The organism is Sorangium sp. So ce406, assembly GCF_051474675.1.
GTDB classification, from domain to species: Bacteria; Myxococcota_A; Polyangia; order Polyangiales; family Polyangiaceae; genus Sorangium; species Sorangium cellulosum_G.
The window spans coordinates 4,735,829-4,754,291 of record NZ_CP150340.1; the positions used below are offsets into that span (position 1 = coordinate 4,735,829).

Genomic DNA, 18,463 nt, shown 5'->3' on the forward strand with positions numbered 1-18,463 from the left:
CCACCTGCGCGGTGATTGACCGCCCCCGCATCATGTTATATTATTATAACATGTCAAGCGGCGAACCGGATGACCTCGTCTTCAAGGCGCTGGCAGACGGTCGCAGGCGAGAGATCCTGGACCTGCTCGCGGACGGGCCGAAGACCACCGGCGAGCTCTGCGATCATTTCGTCGCGTGGGATCGCTGCACGGTCATGCAGCACCTCGGCGTGCTGGAGAAGGCCGAGCTGGTGATCGTCAAGCGGGAAGGGCGCCAGCGCTGGAATTATCTGAACGTGCTCCCGATCAAGCGGATCCACGACCGGTGGATCAGCCGCTACGCCTCCGCCGCGGTCGAGCTCCTCGATCGGCTGAAGCGCGATCTGGAGACGTGAAGCGGGAAGCCCGGCGGCTGAGGGAGACCCGGGCGGCGTGTAGTCCCTCTGGTCGCGCCTTGACATCCTCGCATTGTTTGGTTTTCCTACCCCCGAGGGCAGGGTCTCTCGGTCGAGAAGGTGCGTGCGCTCTGCCTGCGCCGCGATGCGCCGCCCATCCATTGCTGGCCCTCGAAGTCTGTGGCGTGCCTTTCGCGGAGAGCGCACCGACCCATGAAAAAGCGGGGCCTTCTCGAAGTATCGACCGTCGACGGCCCAAGGCATCGCGCCGTCGAGCGCCCGCCGTCCACGCTCCCCGCCTTGACGGTCGTTTCGCACCCGTCGCCTGGCCGCGTTGGCGACCGGCTGCTGCTCGAGGCGCTCGCAGCGGGCAAAGACGTGCTCCTGTCGCGCAATGCACCGACCTTCGCGAGGCCGGGCAGCGCGGTGGGGTCGCCGCTCGCCGATCCCTCCTTGAGCAGGAGACCGCTGCGTCTCGCGCCGGCGGGGGACGGGCGCGTGCGCGTCTGCCTCGACGACGGCGGCACCCGGGTCACCGTGGCCGGCGAGCCCGTCCCGGCCGCGTGGGAGATCGACCTCGCCGACCTGGCCCGCGGCGTGCCGCTGGAGCTCTCGGATCGTGTGGTGGTGCTGCTCCATCTGGCGAGCGCCGAGCCGGAAGGCGCGATGGAATCGATGGGCATGGTCGGCAGCGGCGCGGGGATCCGCGGCGTCCAGCGCCACGTCCAGCGCATCGCCGACCTGAACGTGCCGGTCCTCATCCGTGGCGAGACGGGGGTGGGCAAGGAGCTCGTCGCGCGGGCCATCCACGCGCGCAGCCGGCGGCGCGACGGCCCGTTCGTCAGCGTGAACCTCGGGGCCATCCCCCGCGAGCTCGCGGCGGCCGAGCTGTTCGGCACCCAGAAGGGCGCGTTCACGGGCGCCACGCGCGACCGCGAGGGCTTCTTCCGCGTCGCCCGCGGAGGCACGCTGTTCCTCGACGAGCTGGGCGAGGCGCCGGTCGACGTGCAAGTGATGCTGCTGCGCGTGCTCGAGACGGGGGAGATGTACCCCGTCGGCGGGCAGACCCCGGTCCCCACCGACGTGCGCCTCGTCGCGGCCACGGACGCGGATCTCGAAGCGCTGATCCGCGAGGGCCGGCTGCGAGCGCCCCTGCTGCACCGGCTGGCGGGCTACGAGATCCGGATCCCCCCGCTGCGGGAGCGTCGCGAGGACATCGGCGCGCTGTTCTACAGCTTCGCGCTCGAGGAGCTCGAGGCCATCGGAGAGGCCGATCGCCTCGCGCCGGCAGACCCCTACGCGGAGCCGTGGCTGCCGGCGTCGCTGGCGACGTGCCTCGTGCGCTTTGCCTGGCCGGGAAACATCCGGCAGCTCCGCAACGTCACGCGGCAGCTCGTCATCGGCAGCCGAGGGCAACCGCGCTTGCAGGCGGAGCCGCGGCTCCTCGAGGAGCTCTCTGCAGGCGCGCTGCCGTTGCCCGGCCGTCTTCACGCGCGTCCGTCCGGGAGCGTCCCGGCGCCGGCGCAAGGCGCGCCTGGCGACCATGCCGGAGCGCCCACGGCAGGCGCGCCGGCGCGCCGCAGGCCCTCCGAGGTCACCGAGCCCGAGCTGAGCGCGGCGCTGCGCGCGAACGCGTGGGACCTGAAGGCCGCCGCCGACCAGCTCGGGATCCCCCGGCCCTCCATTTACGACCTGATCGAGCGGAGCACGAGCATCCGGACGGCGGGCGACCTCGGCGCCGAGGAGATCGAGCGCTGCTTCCGCGCCTGCGGGGGCGATCTCGACAGGATGGTCGAGCAGCTGTCGGTGTCGAAGCGGGCCCTCCGGCGGCGCCTCAAGGAGCTCAGGCTCGAGCCTGGGCGTCATTGATGCCCCGAGGGGGCGCGGCGAGGGCCCGCCGACGCCAGGCTCACTCGAGCTGGTAGCTGATCGTCCTGTCGGTGTTGTTGGTCAGGGATCCCGCCTTGCTGTCCACGTTGATGCCCACCTGCGGCGGCGCGACGCTGCGTGCGGCCTCTTCCCCGATCTTGACGCTGCACGTCCCCGTGCCCGGGTTCTTCTTGTCGGCCCAGTCGAACGAGAGCTTGGCGTACTCGTTCTTGCCCCACGCGTGCTTTGCACCCGACCTGAGCGTTCCATTCGTCACGCCGCGATCCCCTCCGATCCGGACGTGCCGCTGCGCGAGGTCCTGGAGGTGCCTGTCGACCGCCTCCAGGGAGAACGCCTCGGCGCGGCTGTACGTGATGTCGAGCTGGATCTGGCCCCCGCTGACGCTCGCCGCGACGGTCGCGCGGTTCATCCCGCCCTCGAACTTGAGCTGCAGCGGGCCGACGACGACGTCGCTGGAGATGACCTCGCCCCGGACCACATCGTTGAAGAGACCCACCCAGTAGGTCGGCTTCACGATGAACTGCGCGGACGACTTCGAATAGATGCCCTTCGCCTTGAACACCGCGCCCTGGCCCGACATCCCGATCCCGGGGTAGGCGATCTCGCCCGAATCATTGGCGATGATGATCTGATCCGGGCGGTCCGCGTCGCCGTCGGCCACGAGCTGCTGAAGGCCCTCCTCGTACGCGATCTTCCACTTCTTGCCGAGGAGAGTGTCCCTCTTCTGGCTCGCCTTGTAGACGCCTCGGCCACCCTCCTGCTTGTAGTCGGCCAGCATGGCCTGATAATCGACCTCCCAGGTGACGCCGGTCTCGCCGCCGTCCGCTGCCCTCGACTGGAGCCACGAGACGCTCTCCAGGCCGACGGAATCAGGGTACGTCTGGAAGACCGACATCGTCCACGTACGGCCCGAGTAATTGTTGAAATCGACAAAGTACGCCTGTGCCATGGTTTTTCTCTCAAGATGAACGTTGAAAGCCGCATCGCCGCTCGCGTCCAGCGCGGCGCGCCCGCTCGCGGGCGTCCCTCGCGCTCGGCTCGCGGTGACATGACCCCGTTCATCAAGATCCGGGCCACGGCGATATGCCGTCAGGAGGAGCGCCTCGCTCGCGACAAGCCCTGTCGCCCGGCTGTGCGTGCCGCCGTCGACGCGGCTCGACGCGTCGAGCGCCGCCCTTCGACACGTCGACGCGGACCCCTCGACGCCTCGCGGCCGCAGGCGCGCGGTCCGAAGAGACCGCCGGCGGCGCCCGTGGGCTGGCTGGCGCGCCGGTTGCGACGCGGCGTCGGGCGCGGACCCGGAGCGAGGTCTCTTCGGTGTCCCGGTCCGCCAACGCCAGCGAGAATCAGCGTAGTGTGACGTGGTCTTTCGGGAGGAGAACCGGTCCATGACCAACATCGTCGAAGTCGCGGTCGGCAAAGAGTGCTTCCATCCACCCTGCGTCGAGGTCGCCAGGGGAGACAGCGTCTGCTTCGTGCGCGCCAAGGACCGGACGGGCGCGGTGACGATCGCGCTGAGCACGGGCCTGTTTGACCAGCAGTCGGTGACTATCCACGGCAATGAAACGCGGGCGTCAGCGACGATCAAGCACAATGCTCCCGTTGGCACCTTCCAGCATGCGTTCTCGGCGCCAAAGGCCGAGCCGCAGGCTCCGATGACGGGCTCGGTCACGGTCAAGTCCGGTCAAGACACGTGAGCAAGGCGCTCCGCGGCGCTCCTCACCCCTGCATGACAGCGAGGGGCGTCGCGCCCGCCGGACCCGCGGACGGAGCGGCGCCCTTCAGCGAGGCGGCGTCGCGAGCTCCCTCGCCAGGTCAGCGCGACCCCGCCAGCGCGCCGCGAGGTTGGGGTTCCTCGCGAGCGCTCGATCGAAGTCCTCGCGCGCCTGCTCGGCGAGCGGCCGCCGCTCCTCGGGAGCGGCGCGCGCCTCGGCCTCGATGAGCGTCAGGCTCGCGCGGAGCGCCCGCGCGTCCGCCCAGTCCGGGCGCGCCTCGAGCAGACCGCCGGCGAGCTCCAGGCCGCGGGCGAGGTGCGGCTCCGCGCTCTTCCCCGCGTCGCGAAGCTGCGCCGCCCAGGCGCCGCAGGAGCGCCCGAAGGAGAGCGGATACCGCGGCTCGTCCGGCGACAGGCGCAGCAGCGCCTCGTAAGCCCGCGCCGCCTCCTCGAACGCCGCTGCCCCATCGCGCCCGCGGCGAGCCTGCCAGAGCGCCTGCGTGGCGCGGGCCTCGGCGAGGACGAGGTGGGCGAGCGCCTCGCTCGGATTCCGCCGGAGCGCCTCGTTCGCCGCGGAGAGCGCCTCCGCCACGCTGCGCTGCGGGTCGAGCCCCCGATCGAGCTCGTGGGCGGCCTGGATCGAGAAGGCCATTCCCAGGTTGGCCCAGGGGGGCGCGTGGTGCGGAAGCCGCTCCACCGCTTGCCGCGCGAGGTCGAGCGCGCTCCGCAGCGTCGCGCGGGGATCTTCGCCGCGGGCCTGCTCGTAAAGCGCGCGCTCCAGCAGCGCGTCGCCGAGGTTGTGGTAGGCAAAGCCCTGCTCCGGGGCGGCGGCGATCGCGCTCCGGTAAGCTCGCTGCGCGTCGTCGAGGAATGGATACGGGTCGGCCCCGCGATCCCAGGCGTCCCTCGCTTGCTCGATCAGGACGCCGCCGAGCCCGTTGTGCAGGAACGTGAACCCCGGGTTCAGGGCGATCCCCTGCCGGTACCGCTCCGCCGCCAGCGCCAGGTCGACGCCGGCGTCGCCGCCGCGCGCCCGCGCGCGCAGCGCCTTGAGCCGGTGGACCTGGCCGCCGTAGAAGTACGGCACCACGTGGCGTGAATTGATGGCGCGCGCCCGCTCCAGCGCGGCGCTGGCCTGCTGCAGGTCGCCGTCGGCGTCCTCGGCGCGAGGCAGGGATGCTCGCATGAAGTACGCCATTCCGAGGTTGATCCAGGCGACGGGCAGCTTGTCGTCGAGGCGGATGGCCGTGAGCAAGCCATCGATCGCCCTGCCGCGGTTCGCCCTCGAGTCCACGCCCACCTGGTCCTCGTAGCTCGCCCACGTCTCGTGGATCAACGCGCGATCGATCTCGTAATCGTAGTCGCGCTCGGCGGCGGCGACGCCGTCGAACGCGTCGAGCGCGCTGCGGAGCTGCTCGCGCGGATCCTGGTTGTTCTGCTGCAGGTACTCGGCCCACTGGTGGTGAATTCGCCCGAGCGTCAGCCGGGCGCGCGCGCGGCCAGGATCGACGCGCATGGCCTCTCGCGCGCCGGCGACCGCCTGGTCGAGGAGGTCCTCCGGCCTCCCTCCCTGGTTCACCCGGTGCTCCGCCATGCGGCGCAGCAGGTTGGCCCGGAGGACGAGGGCGCCAGCACGGTCGGGCGCCGCGGTGAGCGCCCGTGAAACCGCCTGGAGGCCGCGATCGAAATGCAGCTCCACCTCTCCGGCGCCGTAGAGCTCCGTCACGAGCGCGGCGTACTCCAGGGCTCCCAGCGCCTCGTGCACCGACGGCTCGCTCTCGCCGGCCGCCGCGGCGGCCGCGTAGGCGCGGCGCCCAGCCTCGAAGTCGGCGAGCGCCCCCTCGCGCTCTCCCCGGTTCCATCGCTGCGACGCCCGCGCCAGGAGGACGTCGCCGCGCAGCGCCGGCGCCTCGTAGAACCAGGGCAGCCCGCCGTCCATCGCGTCGAGGCGCGCGAGCGCGTCCTCGAGCCGGCCCTCGTAGAAGGCGAGCAACGCCGATACATACGCCTCGGAAGGCACGTCGGCGCCCGCGCTCCGCCGCAGGTAGTCGAGCGCCGGGTCGCGGTGCTGCCGCTCGATCTCGCGCTTCCTGGCATCGCGGAGCTCAGGGGTCCGGATGCGCTCCGCCTCGAGGAGCCGATGCCGGTACAGGTGCCCCTCGACGAGGGCGAGCGCGTACGCCGCGCGCGGATCGTGGAACCCGCTCTGCCAGGCGGAGTCGAGGTGCTCTTTCCCCTGCTCCTCGTCGCCGAGCGCCAGGAAGCCGCGCCCGAGCGCATAGTGCCCCGGGCCCGAGCCGACCGGACCGGATCGCTGGATCTCGGCCTCGAGCGCGGCCATCTCGGCGCGGATCCTCGCCCGATCGGCGCGCGTGTCGTGCAGCGGCGAGAGGGCCGAGTAGCGGGCCATCGCCTCGATGCGCTCCACGCGCTCCGTGAACCGGCGCGCCAGGCGCTCCCGCTCGGCCGCCTCGCGCCGCGCGACGACGCCCCACCCGAGGGAGGCCGCCGCGAGGGTGAACGCGGACAGGGCGAGCGCGACGGCGCGGCGGTGCTTCCGGAGCCGCTTTCGCAGCCGGTACAGCGGTCGCTGGCGCCCTGCCAGCACCGCCTCGCCGCTCAGGAAGCGCTCCAGATCCTCCGCCAGCGCGCGCGCGGAGTCGTACCGGGCCGAGCGATCCTTCTCGAGGCACTTCAGCACGATGGCCTCGAGGTCCCGCGGGATGCCGGGGTCGACGGCGCGAGGCGGGCGCGGCTCGACCGTGCCGATCCGGCAGAGCACATCGAGCGCGTTGTCGCCGGAGATCGGCGGCTCTCCGGTCAGGATCGCGTACAGCGCGGCGCCCAGGCCGTAGACATCGGCCCTGCGGTCGAGCTTCCCGGCCTCTCCGCGCGCCTGCTCGGGCGACATGTACTGGGGAGTGCCCGCCACCGATCCTGTGTCGGTCGCTTCCTCGCTCCACGCGCGGGCCAGACCGAAATCCGTGACATAGGACTTCAACCGACCGTCCGGGCCGCGCTCCACCATGATGTTGCCAGGTTTGATATCACGGTGGATGATGCCCGCGCGGTGGGCCTCATGTATGCCCTCGGCGGCGTCGCGCACGAGCAAGACCTTCTGCTCGACGGTGAGCGTCGGCGCGGCGTCGCCGAGCGGCTCGCCGTCGATGTATTGCATGGCGATGTAGGCCTTCCCGTCGACCTCGCCGACCTCGTACACCTTGCAGACGTTCTCGTGGCTGACGCGGGCCTGGGATCGCGCCTCGGCGATGAATCGCCTGACGTACGCGGGCTCGCCGCCGCGGACCAGCTTCAGGGCGACGTCGCGATCGAGGCGCAGGTCGCGGGCGAGGAACACGGTGCCCATACCGCCCTGGCCCAGCAAGCGGAGGGGCTGGTATCGGTCGCGGGCAGACCACGGGAACAGCGGCGGCTCCGGAAGATCGGGGGCCCTCGGCGGGCTCGCGATCGTATCGTCGAGCGCGGCGTTCGAGGCGGCGGGCGGCGGCGCCGGAGGGGGGATCGGCGCGCCTGACGCGCCGATGTTCCCGCGCAGCGACGCGAAGCTCTCCTCCGAGATGACGCCGCGCGCGAGCAGGAGCGCGAGCGGGCTCGCCCCGGCCTCGGCGGCCTCGCGCGCGAGCGCCTGCGCGCCGGCCCGCGGGATGAGGCCCTCGGCCACCGCGACGCGAAGCTCGGCTTCATGGTCTTCGTCCATGGCCACCTGACGATGCGGATCAGCTCCTCTGCCTGAATCCGCGATGTCTCTTTCATCGCGCCAATGCTCATCGAGCCAGCGAGCCCCGGGCCATGCGCTCCGCGATGCCGCTGCCCGCGCCAGGAATACGCTCAAGTAACGCAGATGACGCTAATTCGTGAGCACGTCTCCGTCAACGCCTGGCGGTGCTGCGAGGGCGGCGGGCCATCAGCGGGGAGTCGCGGGGCGCTACGACGGGGACATGGCGGACGAGACCGACGACCCGCTCCTCACGCGATTCCAGCGTTCCGGGCGACGTCTTGTTCCCTGGGTGCAGCAGCGCTAGGGACCAGGGATGCGTAGGCACCTTCCGGTTCGCAATCTCGTCTCGATCGCCGTCATCACCTGCCTCCTCGCGGCGACAGCCTGCGGCTCCAGCGAGGAGGCTGCGCTCACCGTCGCCGAAGCCCGCACCCTGGCCGAGGGCTCCACGGCGACGCTCGAGGGGTTCGTGACCGTCGCGCCCGGCACGTTCAACTCGGCGACCGAGGACCAGGGCTTCGCCCTGCAGGACGCCACCGGGGGCATCTACGTGAGCCTGCCCGACGCGCCCGATCTCGAGCTCGACGTCCGGGTGCGCGTCACGGGGAAGCTCGAGCAGGTGGCCCAGCAGACGGTGCTCAAGGCCGACGCGGCCGCGGTCACGGCGCTCGGGGGGATCGGACCCGTCGAGCCGACGGACGTGACGACCGCCTACGTCGGAGAGCAGGTCGAGGGCCTGCTCGTGCGCGTGAGGGGCAACGTGACAAGGGCCGTGGAGGACGACCAGCCCTACGGCTTCAAGGTGTATATCGACGACAGCTCGGGCGAGACTCAGGTCTTCGTGCACATCGTGGACGGCCAGCCCGTCATCGACACGGCGTCGCTCGCCGTCGATCAGGCCATCGAGGTGACCGGCCTCGCCGCGCAGTACGAGGCGACCTACGAGGTCGCGCCGCGCCGGGCAGGAGACCTCGTATTGCAGTGAGCCCGCCGGCGCACCGATTCACGCGCCGCGCCCGCTGACGTGTCCTGTCCCCTGGTTCCATGGAAGAGGACCACAGAGGGCACAGAGGGCACAGAGGGCACAGAGGCGAGAAAAGAAATATAATTTACTAACTCTCCTCTCTCTCTCTCTCTCTTCTTCCCTCTGTGCCCTCTGTGCCTCTGTGGTTCGTCTTCTCTTCCCTCATTGAAGCCACGGATCAACCCGCCGAGGCGGCACGAGGAACTGGACTTCGCCGCGGGCATCCAGGATCGTTCCCCGCACGGAGGGACGAGCGATGAGCAAGCACGAACCGGCAAAGACGCAGCGCATGGTGAGGCTGGGCTCCACGGGGCCCGAGGTGTTCCGGCTGGGGCTCGGCTGCATGGGGATGTCCGGCATGTACGGCGCGACCGACGACGCCGAGAGCGTCCGGACGATCCAGGCGGCGATCGACCTCGGCGTCACCCTGCTCGACACGGGGGACTTCTACGGGATGGGGCACAACGAGCTCCTCGTGGGGCGCGCCATCGCCGGCCGGAGGGAGCGGGTCCAGCTCTCCGTGAAGTTCGGCGCGCTCCGAGGGCCGGACGGGAGCTGGGGCGGGCTCGACATGCGCCCCGTCGCCGTGAAGAACTTCGCCGCGTACAGCCTGAAGCGGCTCGGCGTCGAGGTCATCGACGTCTACCGCCCCGCCCGGCTCGACCCCGCCGTGCCGATCGAGGACACCATCGGCGCGATCGCGGACCTCGTGAAGGCCGGCCACGTGCGCCACATCGGGCTCTCCGAGGTCGGCGTCGAGACGATCCGCCGCGCCCACCGCGTCCACCCGATCGTCGATCTGCAGATCGAGTACGCGGTCGCGACCCGCGGCCCCGAGGCCGAGATCTTCCCCGCGCTCGCCGAGCTCGGCATCAGCGCGACCCTCTATGGCGTCTACTCGCGGGGGCTCCTCACCGGCAGCAAGCCGAAGGGGCCGGGCGACCTCCGCGCCCACTTGCCCCGCTTCACCGGCCAGCACCGCGAGAAGAACGAGGACGTCGTGGGCGCCTTCCAGCGGTTCGCCCAGGAGCGCGGCATGACGCCGGGGCAGCTCGCGCTCGCCTGGGTGCTCGGGCGGCAGCCGGCGTTCGTGCCCGTGGTCGGCGCGAAGACGCTCGCGCAGCTCGACGACGCGCTCGGCGCCCTCGACCGGCCGCTGTCGCAAGCCGACCTGACGGCGCTCGAGGCGCTCGTGACGATCTCCGGCGATCGCTACGCAGCGCCGCAGATGCGGCAGCTCGACAGCGAACGCCGGTAGAGCCTTGTCCCACGAGCAGCGCGCGAGGGAGGTCGTGAGATGACGCGCGCAGGTCCGCGCGCCCGACGCGCCGGCGCGCCGGCGGCGAGCGCAGCGCCCGGCGCCTCGCTGCTGCCTCGCGTCGCCCGCCTGTCGCTCCTCGTGGCCCTGACCGGCTGCGCCGCGGGCGAGAGCCCTCCTGCCGCGCCTTCCGTGCCCAGCGCGCCCGCGGCGCGCCCGACCGCCGCCCGCCAGCCGAACCCGGCCGCGCCGGTCGCCGACGCGCCGCTCCTCGTCGCCGAGGCGCCGGGGGTGTGGCTCGACGATCCCGGGCGCCGGGCGAAGCTCCTCGCCCTCGCGCCGCAGATCGAGGCCCACCTCGGCGCCGAGCTCGCCCGGCAGGAGCTGCCGGGCTTCACGATCGGCGTCGTCGTCGGCGGCGAGCTCGCCTATGCGCGGGGCTTCGGCGTGCGCGACCCGGCGAGCTCGGAGGCGCCCGACGCGGACACGGTGTACCGCGTCGGATCGATCACGAAGACGCTCACCGCCGCCGCGATCCTGCAGCTCCGGGACGAGGGGAAGCTCGCGCTCGACGACCCCGCGTCACGCTACCTCCCGGAGCTCGCGAAGGTGGTTTATCCGACCTCCGACTCGCCGCGGATCACGATACGGCATCTGCTCACGCACTCTTCAGGGCTACCGCGGCTCGGGCGGTTCAAGTACTCCGACCCGTCGCGCGACGTCACGGAGGCCGAGCTCCGCGCGGCGGTGCCCGGCGCGCTGCTCGAGTACGTCCCCGGGACGAAGGAGGCCTATTCGAACTTCGGGTTCGCGCTCCTCGGGCTCGTCGTGGAGCGCGCCTCCGGGCATCGCTACCGCCACCACGTGAGCGAGCGGCTCCTCGCGCCGCTCGGCATGTCGTCCTCGTTCTGGGAGCAGCGCGCGGTGCCGCCCGGGCGCCTCGCGACGGGGCACCGCAGGAGGGCGGGCAAGCTGGAGCCCGCGCCCCACTGGCGCTTCGGCGCGTCCGAGGCGGCAGGCGGACTCTACGCCTCGCTGCGCGACATGGCCCGTTACACAGCGTTCCAGCTCTCGGCCTATCCGCCGCGCAGCGGCGATGACGCGGGGCCCCTCCGGCGCAGCTCGATCCGGGAAGCCCACACGACGGCGCGGCCCGCGCGCCTCTCGGTCGAGCCGGCCGCCGCCGAGGGGCGCCATGCGGTCGACGCGACGGCGACCGGATACGCGTATGCCTGGCGCGCTCACCAGAGCTGCGAGGACGACGCGGTCGTCCGGCACAACGGGGCGGCGGACGGCTATTCCGCCCTGGTGGAGCTCTACCCGCGGGCCGGCGTGGGGCTCGTGCTGCTCGTGAGCCACGCCGACGCCGACACCGAGGCGATCGTCGGGGAGGTGCGCTCGATGCTGCGCGAGGCCGGCGTCACCGCGCCCCGGCGGGAGCGCCCGAGCGCCCGCCTGGAGTCGGCCTTCCGCGGGGCCGTCGCGCTGTACGAGCGCTTCGAGCCAGCGCGCTACGAAGCGCTCTTCACCCCGGAGTTCCGTGGGGCCATCCCGGACAGCACCTTCGAAGAGACGCTCCAGCGCTTCAGGAAGACGCACGGGGCCTGTCGGCCCGGCGCGCTGTTATCGTGGGAGCCGCCGCTCGAGGCGCGCTACGCGATGGCGTGCGAGCGGGGGCGCATCGAGGCGAAGCTCGCGCTCGACGCCGGGACGTCTCGGATCACGAGGTATCGCCTCGACGGCATCGCGCCGCCGACCGAGGCGATGAAGCGCAGCGCGCAGCAGGTGCTCGAGCTCGCGGCAGGCCAGCCGACGGCCGCGGTCGGGCCGGTGCTCTCGAGCGCCGCCGACGCCGGCGCCGTCCAGGAGGAGCTCCGCGCGCTGCAGGAGCGACGCGGGTGCAAGCTCGGCGGCTCGGTCGATTCGGACGGGGATCAGGAGCACACGTTCCGGATCGTGTGCGAGCGCGGCGGGAACCTGGTGATGAAGCTCAGGATCGATGCGGGCGAGCCCGGCCGTGTCCGCGAGATCGAGCTCGACGCTGCGAAGCAGGCGGGCAGGTGCCCGAAGGAGCTCTGAGGAGGGCGCGCGAGCCCGCCAACGACGGTATGATGTTCTCTTGCACCTGCACGGGATGGATTGAATCATGAGCTCGACTGCTCCCTCCGCAGCCAGGGTGTCGATCGGCCGTTTCGCCCTGTCGCTGCACCTCGCCGATGGCACCTTCTTGGAGGCATCGCCGGCCGCCCTCGGGGTCTACGGCGTGGCGCCCGAGGCGCTCCTCGGGCGTCGTTTGCAGGAGTTCGTCGCGCCCGAGGACATGGCCGACGCGGAGGTCGCGCTCGATGAGGCGATGCGCTCGAGCGACGCGATCTCCTTCGTTGTCCGGCTTCAGGGAGACGGCGACTCGCCCCGCCGGATCGAGATCGTCGCCCACGCGGAGGGCGGCGCGGCGGGCGAGCGCCGGCTCTGCTGTACGGCGCGCGACGCGGCGACGGCCGCCCGCGCGGCGGCCGAGCAGGTGCAGCTCTCGAGCAGGGCCGACGAGATGGGGCGCCGCCTGGAGCGGCTCATCGCCAGCGTGCCCGGCATCGTCTGGGAGATATGGTTCGTGGACGATCCGGCGCGCCAGCGGGTCAGCTTCGTGAGCGAGCGCGCCCTCGCCCTGAGCGGCTACACCCCCGAAGAGTGGCTCTCCGAGCCGGACTTCTGGGCGAAGATCACGCACCCTGACGATCGGCCGGCGGCCGACGCATCAGGGACGCTCGCCACGACGGGCTCCGCCAGCGCGCAGAGCCGGTGGACCACGAAGGACGGCCGCCTCGTCTGGGTCGAGACCCAGATGCGCGCCCTTCGCAACGACGACGGGAGCCTGGCCGGCTATTGCGGCGTGACCATGGACATCACCGCCCGCAAGCAGGCCGAGCAGGAGCAGGCGCGCCTGCGGGAGGAGATCATCCAGTCGCAGGCGCGGCTCCTGGCCGAGCTCTCCACGCCGCTCATCCCGCTCAGCGAGGGCGTGATCGCGATGCCGCTCGTCGGCTCGATCGACCGCGCGCGCGCCGAGCGGGTGGTCGAGACGCTGCTCCAGGGGATCAGCTCGTGCGGCGCGCGCACGGCGATCCTCGACATCACGGGCGTACCGACCGTGGACACGCAGGTCGCGGACGCCTTGCTCAAGGCCGCGCGCGGCGTGCAGCTCCTCGGGGCCGAGGTCGTGCTCACCGGCATCCGCCCGGAGGTGGCGCAGACCCTGGTGACCCTCGGCGTGGAGCTCACCGGCATCGTCACCCGCGGTACCCTGCAGGACGGGATCCGCTACGCCGTCAGCGCCGCTCGACCGTGGCCAGGACGCCGAAGTGATCCGACAGGGTCGTCCGGACCGGCCGCCCTGCGGCGCTGATCGTGACCGGCTCGTCGAGGATGCGATCGGCGCGCAGCGCCGCGTCCAGGCCGCGCAGGAGCACGTGATCGAGCCGCCAGCCCGAGTCCCCCACGTCGCCCGTGCCGAGCCCGTCATGAGAGAACGTCCCGCGGCGATCGGGCACGTCCGCGTCGTGGAACCCGGCGCTCTCCAGCCGCCGGAACAGCGATGAGCCGGGCGTCGTGTTGAGATCGCCGAGGAGCAGCGCCGGTGCGCCGCCCGCCTTCTCGTCGACCCACGCGAGCAGGCGATCGAGCTGGGGCGGCTGCTCCGCGCCGCCCGGCGACAGGTGCGCCGCGAAGACGTGCAGGTGGCCGAGCCCGGGCGCCGCGATGCGCGCGTGCAGGGCGCCGCGCGCGTTCACGGTCGACTCGAACACGAGAATGCCGCGATCCTCGAGCGGCGCGCGCGCGAGGAGCCCCGTGCCGAACGAGCCGCCGTAGGCGATGAGCCCGCCGTAGCGCGACGACCGGCCCGGCGACGACCCCTGCGCGGCCGTCGGCTCCCCGACGCACCGGTCGACGATCTCGTGGATCGTGCCGACCGGGCGGCTCGCGATGCAGTTGAGGCACGGGGTAGGGAGGGCGAGGGCGGTGGTCGCGCAGCTCTGGACGACGCAGGCCGCGAGCGCCTCATCGGTGAGGCCGCTGCATTTCGCCTCGGCGCACGCGACGAGCGGCCTCACCTGGGAGGCGCTGCACGCCCCGTGCGGGGCCGGGTGCGCGGGCTCGGGCCGGAGCGCGTGCGGCATGCGCGACTCCAGCGCCCGGCGGAGCAGATCCCAGTGCGCGTCGAGCCAGAACTCCTGCACGAACAGGAGATCCACGTCGAGCGCGGCCAGCGCCTCGACCACGCGCGGAACGCGCTCCGTCGCGTACGGCAGCACCCCCACCGCGAGCCCCGCGTTGAATGTGGCGACCTGGAACGGCATGGCGCACAGCGATGCACGCTGTGTGCCCGACGGCGCTCGTCAGCCCACGGTCTCGATGCGCCCGTCGGGGTACCGCGCGAAGCGGCCCTCCTCGCGCGCGTGGACCGGATCGTCGCTCGGCCACGGCCACCCGCCGAAGCCGGTGCGCCGGTAGTCGAGGAAGGCCTGCTGGACCTCCGCCATCGAGGTCATCACGAAGGGGCCGTGCTGCGCGACGGGCTCGCCGATGGGCCGGCCCTGGAGCAGCAGGATCTCGGTCTCGTCGGGGCCGTTCTCGAGGAGCGCGGCGGCGCCGTCGCGGAGCGTGATCCGCTGGCCCGCCGGGACGCGCCGGGCGCCGACGCGGAGCTCGCTGCCGCGGAAGAAGTAGAGCGCGCGGTTCGTCCCGGGCGAGGCGGCCGGCAGCGTGAAGCGCGCGCCGGGCGCCATCTTGAGCGTCCAGATCGCCACGTCGGCGTCCGCGCGCGACGCCCACGACCTCGGCGGCGGCGCCGGCGGGCGGAGCTCGCCGTGGCGGCCGGCGATGACCGTGATCTCGGTCGAACGCCCCGCGGCGTCGCGCAGGACCTGCCTCGGGATCGTGTCGCCCCACATCATCACGAAGGCCGGGTCGGCGAGCTTGTCCGCGCGCGGGAGGTTGAGCCAGATCTGGAAGAGCTCGAGCGGGTTGGGCCCGCCGCGCTCGACGAGCGGGAACATCTCGGAGTGGACGACGCCGCTCCCGGCCGTGAGCCACTGGACGTCGCCGCGGCCGTAGCGCGCGGCCGCGCCGAGGGAGTCCGAGTGATCGACGAGCCCGCGCCGCACGACGGTCACGGTCTCGAAGCCGCGGTGCGGGTGCTGCGGGAAGCCGGGGACCACGGCGCCGTGGTACATGCGCCACCCGTCCTTGCCGGCGAAGTCGCGCCCGATGGAGCGGCCGGCGAGCGAGGCGGCCGGCCCCATCCGGTCGTTGCCGGCCGGGTACGCGTCGTCGTGGTGCACGCAGAAAAGGAACGGGTCGAGCGTCTCCCACGGCGACCCGAGCGGCGCGACGTCGCGGACGACATCCTGCGCGGCGAGCGCGGCGTCGTCGGCGCCGGTGGACGAGGGCTCGGTGCGGGCGCATGCGGCCACGACGGGCGCGGCGGCGAGGGCGCCGAGGGCAGTGCGGCGATCCATGGCCGCCATCGTAAGGTGCGCCCCGCGGAGGAACAACCGCGGAGTCGCGCAACGTGGTGTTGCGCCGGGAGCAACCATCGACGCTCCGGCGCGCAGCCGAGCGGCGTTTACCGGGGTGAGCGGCGGTCGAGAGGCGGCGAGGACGGCCGGGATCGCGCGCCGGTTGTCTGCGCGCCCCTCGATGCTTCTCGGGTCCAGGTGGTAACGTCGATCCTCGTGTCCAGAGAGCGCTCCGAACGGAGCATCATCTTCCTCGTCGCTGCGGTCCAGTTCATCAACATCCTCGACTTCGTGATGGTGATGCCCCTCGGGCCCGACTTCGCTGTCGCCCTCGGCATCTCGATGTCCGACATCGGCCTCATCGGCGGCAGCTACACGGCGGCGGCCGCGATCTCGGGCCTGGCCGGCGCCTTCTTCCTCGACCGGTTCGACCGGCGCAGCGCGCTCGCGGTGGCGATGCTCGGCCTCGTCGTCGGCACCGCGGCCGGCGGCCTGGCGACCGGGCTGCCGAGCCTGATGGCGGCGCGCGTGCTCGCCGGGGCGTTCGGCGGGCCCGCGACCTCGGTGGCGTTCTCGATCGTCGCCGACGTCATCCCCCCGGAGCGGCGCGGCAAGGCGATGGGCGTCGTGTTGGGCTCGTTCTCGGTCGCCTCGGTGCTCGGCGTCCCCGCCGGGCTGGAGCTCGCCCGTCGCGGCGGCTTTCCGCTGCCGTTCTTCGCCGTCGCGGCGCTCGGGCTGGTCGTCGCCGGGCTCGCGATCTTCCTCCTGCCCTCGATGCGCGGCCACCTCGCGGGCGCGCGGCCTTCGGGCGGCGCGCTGAGCGAGCTCCACGCGCTCGTCCGGCGGCCCATCGTGATGCTCTCGTACGCGACGACGGCGGTCGTCACGATGGCGTCGTTCCTGGTGATCCCGAACATCTCCGCGTACGTGCAGTTCAACCTCGGGTACCCGCGCGATCGGCTCGGGTTGCTCTACTTCGTCGGCGGCCTGGTCAGCTTCGCCGCGATGCGCGCGGTGGGGCCGCTGGTGGACCGGTTCGGCTCGTTCCAGACGGGCGCGGTGGGGGCGGCGGTGCTCGTGTTCGTGCTCTATGCCGGGTTCTTCTCGTACGTCCCCGGGCTGCCGGTGCTCGGCATCTTCATCGTGTTCATGCTCGGCATGACGTTCCGCAACGTCTCGTACAACACGCTCACGTCGAAGGTGCCGCGCCCCGCCGAGCGCGCGCGCTTCACCTCGATCCAGTCGGCCGTGCAGCACATGGCGGCCGCGCTCGCGGCGTTCTGGTCGGCGAGGATGCTCCACGAGCTCCCCGACCACCGCCTCGACGGGATGCCCACCGTGGCCGCGCTGTCGATCGCCTTCACGATCGCGTTTCCGTTGCTGTTCCTCGGGATCGAGCGCCGCGTCGCCGTGGCCGCCGCGCCGCGGCCGTAGAGCGCCGATCGGCTCGAAACACCCAGGAATGAAGAGATTTGAACCACAGAGGCACAGAGGACACAGAGGAACAACAAAAAACTCTGTGCCCTCTGTGCCTCTGTGGTTCGTTTTCTCGGGGCTTCAACGCTGCGCGCGAGCCCCGTGAGCAGCCCCCGGTCGAGGTTGGACGGCGTGTGGTCGTGACTGACCACCACGATGCGGCGGCCCCCGTCGAGGTGATGATGGTAGTGGCCGATCCTCTCCGTCATTGCTCCCTCTCCCTGGATCGAGGTACAGCCAATGCCATGCGCGCGACACGTCCTCGATTCGCCTCCCGAGTCTCCCCCCGATTCGAGCCCCCGGGGGAGGCGACCAGGGCCGTGAGCCGCCTGTCCAGCGCGCGATGAGCCAGCGTCCAGGAACGGCAGGAGACGACCCGCGCGAGATCGGCGCCGTCATCGACGGCCTCCGCAAGGTCCTCGCCGACGTGCGCGGCGGCGCGCTCGACGTCCGGTGGCACGACGCGCTGCCCGAGGGCCACCCGCTCCACGAGCTCCAGCAGGACGTCAACGCGCTCATCGCGGCGATCGCCACGGAGCGGATGCGGAGCCTCGATTACGTGGAGAAGGTCGAGGACCAGCTCGCCACCATCGAGCTCCAGCGCGCGGCGCTGCGCGAGCTGTCGACGCCGATCATCGAGGTCTGGAGCGGCGTGCTCTGCCTCCCGGTGGTCGGGGTCATGGACAGCGAGCGGGGCGCGCGGGTGATGAGCGAGCTGCTCGCGACGGTCTCCGAGCGGTCGGCGACCCACGTCATCATCGACGTCACCGGGATCGTCGCGATGGACGGCGAGGCGCTCCGCCACCTGGTCAACACGGCGAGCGCCCTGCGGCTGCTCGGCGCCGGATGCGTGATCACGGGGATCAAGCCGCTCGTCGCCGATTCGCTCGTGGAGATGGACTTCGACCCGGGGCTGCTCACGACGCGGAGGAACCTGCGGGAGGCGCTCCGCCAACTCATTGCGGCGAAGCGCGCCCCGTGAAGCCGGCGGCGCGTCTCCGGCGATCGGCGCGCGCTGGGCTGCGTTCGGGGCGCGGGCGTCAGCTCGCAGGGTTCATCTGCGAGCAACGATAAGCGCCCACGGTGGCGGCGAGGGACGAGAGGACGAGGAGCGAGAGCGCCAGCGCGACGTTGTGGAGCGATTCGCCGATGCCCACCATCCAGAGCCAGCGCGCGTCGGGCTGCACCGCGCCCATGTACGTCAGCGACTTGATGGCGCCGCTGACGAAGCCGAGACCGCCGGATACCAGCGTCAGGATGCCGAGGCTGATCTGGAGCGGAACGAAGCGCCGCTCGGGCGAGATGGCGTAACGGACGGACGCGGCGAGGAGCAGGAGCCCGAAGACGAGCGTCGGGTACATGCCCCAGCCGCCCATGTGAAACGCGTCAGACATGATGAGGACCTCCTTCGATGGCGGTGCTGACATGCGGTGGGGGAGAAGGTTCCGGGGCGGGGGAGGGAAACGCACCGC

General features: G+C 72.0%; 14 protein-coding genes. 9 read left to right on the forward strand and 5 right to left on the reverse strand.

From position 1 onward, the window contains the following. The first annotated feature begins 50 nt into the window (after positions 1-50). Together WME96_RS17300 and WME96_RS17305 are read left to right on the forward strand one after the other, a co-directional pair. Positions 51-374 carry an ArsR/SmtB family transcription factor gene (locus tag WME96_RS17300; RefSeq protein ID WP_433936597.1) on the forward strand — a complete coding sequence of 108 codons (324 nt, stop codon included), beginning with the start codon at positions 51-53 and terminating at the stop codon, positions 372-374. A 213-nt stretch (positions 375-587) separates the two neighbouring features. After that, positions 588-2,243 carry a sigma 54-interacting transcriptional regulator gene (locus WME96_RS17305; protein WP_437291216.1) on the forward strand — a complete coding sequence of 552 codons (1,656 nt, stop codon included), beginning with the start codon at positions 588-590 and terminating at the stop codon, positions 2,241-2,243. A 40-nt stretch (positions 2,244-2,283) separates the two neighbouring features. Here the strand turns inward: WME96_RS17305 and WME96_RS17310 are convergent, their stop codons facing one another. Continuing rightward, entirely contained in the window at positions 2,284-3,213 is a 930-nt protein-coding gene (locus WME96_RS17310) for a hypothetical protein (protein WP_437291217.1), read from the reverse strand. A 439-nt stretch (positions 3,214-3,652) separates the two neighbouring features. Between WME96_RS17310 and WME96_RS17315 the strand changes: the two genes are divergently transcribed. Further along, entirely contained in the window at positions 3,653-3,961 is a 309-nt protein-coding gene (locus WME96_RS17315; RefSeq protein WP_437291218.1) for a hypothetical protein, read from the forward strand. A gap of 84 nt (positions 3,962-4,045) precedes the next feature. On the opposite strand, the gene WME96_RS17320 is transcribed toward WME96_RS17315, so the two are convergent. Next, entirely contained in the window at positions 4,046-7,696 is a 3,651-nt protein-coding gene (locus WME96_RS17320) for a protein kinase domain-containing protein (protein WP_437291219.1), read from the reverse strand. A 334-nt stretch (positions 7,697-8,030) separates the two neighbouring features. On the opposite strand from WME96_RS17320, the gene WME96_RS17325 reads away from it, so the two are divergent. The 4 genes from WME96_RS17325 to WME96_RS17340 all read left to right on the forward strand — a co-directional run bounded on the left by WME96_RS17325 (position 8,031) and on the right by WME96_RS17340 (position 13,402). Continuing rightward, complete coding sequence (locus WME96_RS17325) at positions 8,031-8,702, forward strand: DNA-binding protein (protein ID WP_437291220.1); 672 nt, start codon at positions 8,031-8,033, stop codon at positions 8,700-8,702. Between the two features lie 295 nt (positions 8,703-8,997). Beyond that, a complete protein-coding gene (locus WME96_RS17330; RefSeq protein ID WP_437291221.1) occupies positions 8,998-9,999 on the forward strand; it encodes an aldo/keto reductase in 1,002 nt (333 codons plus the stop codon). A gap of 39 nt (positions 10,000-10,038) precedes the next feature. Further along, the gene (locus tag WME96_RS17335; RefSeq protein ID WP_437291222.1) at positions 10,039-12,078 is read left to right on the forward strand and encodes a serine hydrolase domain-containing protein; all 2,040 of its coding nucleotides are present in this window, start codon (positions 10,039-10,041) and stop codon (positions 12,076-12,078) included. A gap of 67 nt (positions 12,079-12,145) precedes the next feature. Continuing rightward, entirely contained in the window at positions 12,146-13,402 is a 1,257-nt protein-coding gene (locus WME96_RS17340; protein WP_437291223.1) for a PAS domain-containing protein, read from the forward strand. Here WME96_RS17340 and WME96_RS17345 read toward each other — a convergent pair. Beyond that, on the reverse strand, positions 13,326-14,354 hold the full coding sequence (locus tag WME96_RS17345) for an endonuclease/exonuclease/phosphatase family protein (RefSeq protein WP_437291224.1): 1,029 nt from the start codon (positions 14,352-14,354) through the stop codon (positions 13,326-13,328). The genes WME96_RS17340 and WME96_RS17345 overlap by 77 nt on opposite strands. Positions 14,355-14,393: 39 nt before the next feature. Further along, the gene (locus WME96_RS17350) at positions 14,394-15,524 is read right to left on the reverse strand and encodes a pirin family protein (RefSeq protein ID WP_437291225.1); all 1,131 of its coding nucleotides are present in this window, start codon (positions 15,522-15,524) and stop codon (positions 14,394-14,396) included. 207 nt (positions 15,525-15,731) lie between these two features. On the opposite strand from WME96_RS17350, the gene WME96_RS17355 reads away from it, so the two are divergent. After that, a complete protein-coding gene (locus WME96_RS17355) occupies positions 15,732-16,949 on the forward strand; it encodes an MFS transporter (protein ID WP_437291226.1) in 1,218 nt (405 codons plus the stop codon). Positions 16,950-17,334: 385 nt separating this feature from the next. Next, complete coding sequence (locus WME96_RS17360; RefSeq protein WP_437291227.1) at positions 17,335-17,973, forward strand: STAS domain-containing protein; 639 nt, start codon at positions 17,335-17,337, stop codon at positions 17,971-17,973. Between the two features lie 58 nt (positions 17,974-18,031). On the opposite strand, the gene WME96_RS17365 is transcribed toward WME96_RS17360, so the two are convergent. Next, positions 18,032-18,385: a hypothetical protein gene (locus WME96_RS17365; protein WP_437291228.1), complete on the reverse strand. Its 354-nt coding sequence runs from the start codon at positions 18,383-18,385 to the stop codon at positions 18,032-18,034. Positions 18,386-18,463 lie beyond the last annotated feature (78 nt).

Coding starts and splice junctions, on each gene's coding strand:
- WME96_RS17310 (WP_437291217.1), bottom strand. CDS start 3,213: ATGGCACAGGCGTACTTTGTCGATTTCAACAATTACTCGGGCCGTACG.
- WME96_RS17330 (WP_437291221.1), top strand. CDS start 8,998: ATGAGCAAGCACGAACCGGCAAAGACGCAGCGCATGGTGAGGCTGGGC.
- WME96_RS17345 (WP_437291224.1), bottom strand. CDS start 14,354: ATGCCGTTCCAGGTCGCCACATTCAACGCGGGGCTCGCGGTGGGGGTG.
- WME96_RS17360 (WP_437291227.1), top strand. CDS start 17,335: ATGAGCCAGCGTCCAGGAACGGCAGGAGACGACCCGCGCGAGATCGGC.
- WME96_RS17340 (WP_437291223.1), top strand. CDS start 12,146: ATGAGCTCGACTGCTCCCTCCGCAGCCAGGGTGTCGATCGGCCGTTTC.
- WME96_RS17315 (WP_437291218.1), top strand. CDS start 3,653: ATGACCAACATCGTCGAAGTCGCGGTCGGCAAAGAGTGCTTCCATCCA.
- WME96_RS17320 (WP_437291219.1), bottom strand. CDS start 7,696: ATGGACGAAGACCATGAAGCCGAGCTTCGCGTCGCGGTGGCCGAGGGC.
- WME96_RS17305 (WP_437291216.1), top strand. CDS start 588: ATGAAAAAGCGGGGCCTTCTCGAAGTATCGACCGTCGACGGCCCAAGG.
- WME96_RS17300 (WP_433936597.1), top strand. CDS start 51: ATGTCAAGCGGCGAACCGGATGACCTCGTCTTCAAGGCGCTGGCAGAC.
- WME96_RS17325 (WP_437291220.1), top strand. CDS start 8,031: ATGCGTAGGCACCTTCCGGTTCGCAATCTCGTCTCGATCGCCGTCATC.
- WME96_RS17335 (WP_437291222.1), top strand. CDS start 10,039: ATGACGCGCGCAGGTCCGCGCGCCCGACGCGCCGGCGCGCCGGCGGCG.
- WME96_RS17350 (WP_437291225.1), bottom strand. CDS start 15,524: ATGGCGGCCATGGATCGCCGCACTGCCCTCGGCGCCCTCGCCGCCGCG.
- WME96_RS17365 (WP_437291228.1), bottom strand. CDS start 18,385: ATGTCTGACGCGTTTCACATGGGCGGCTGGGGCATGTACCCGACGCTC.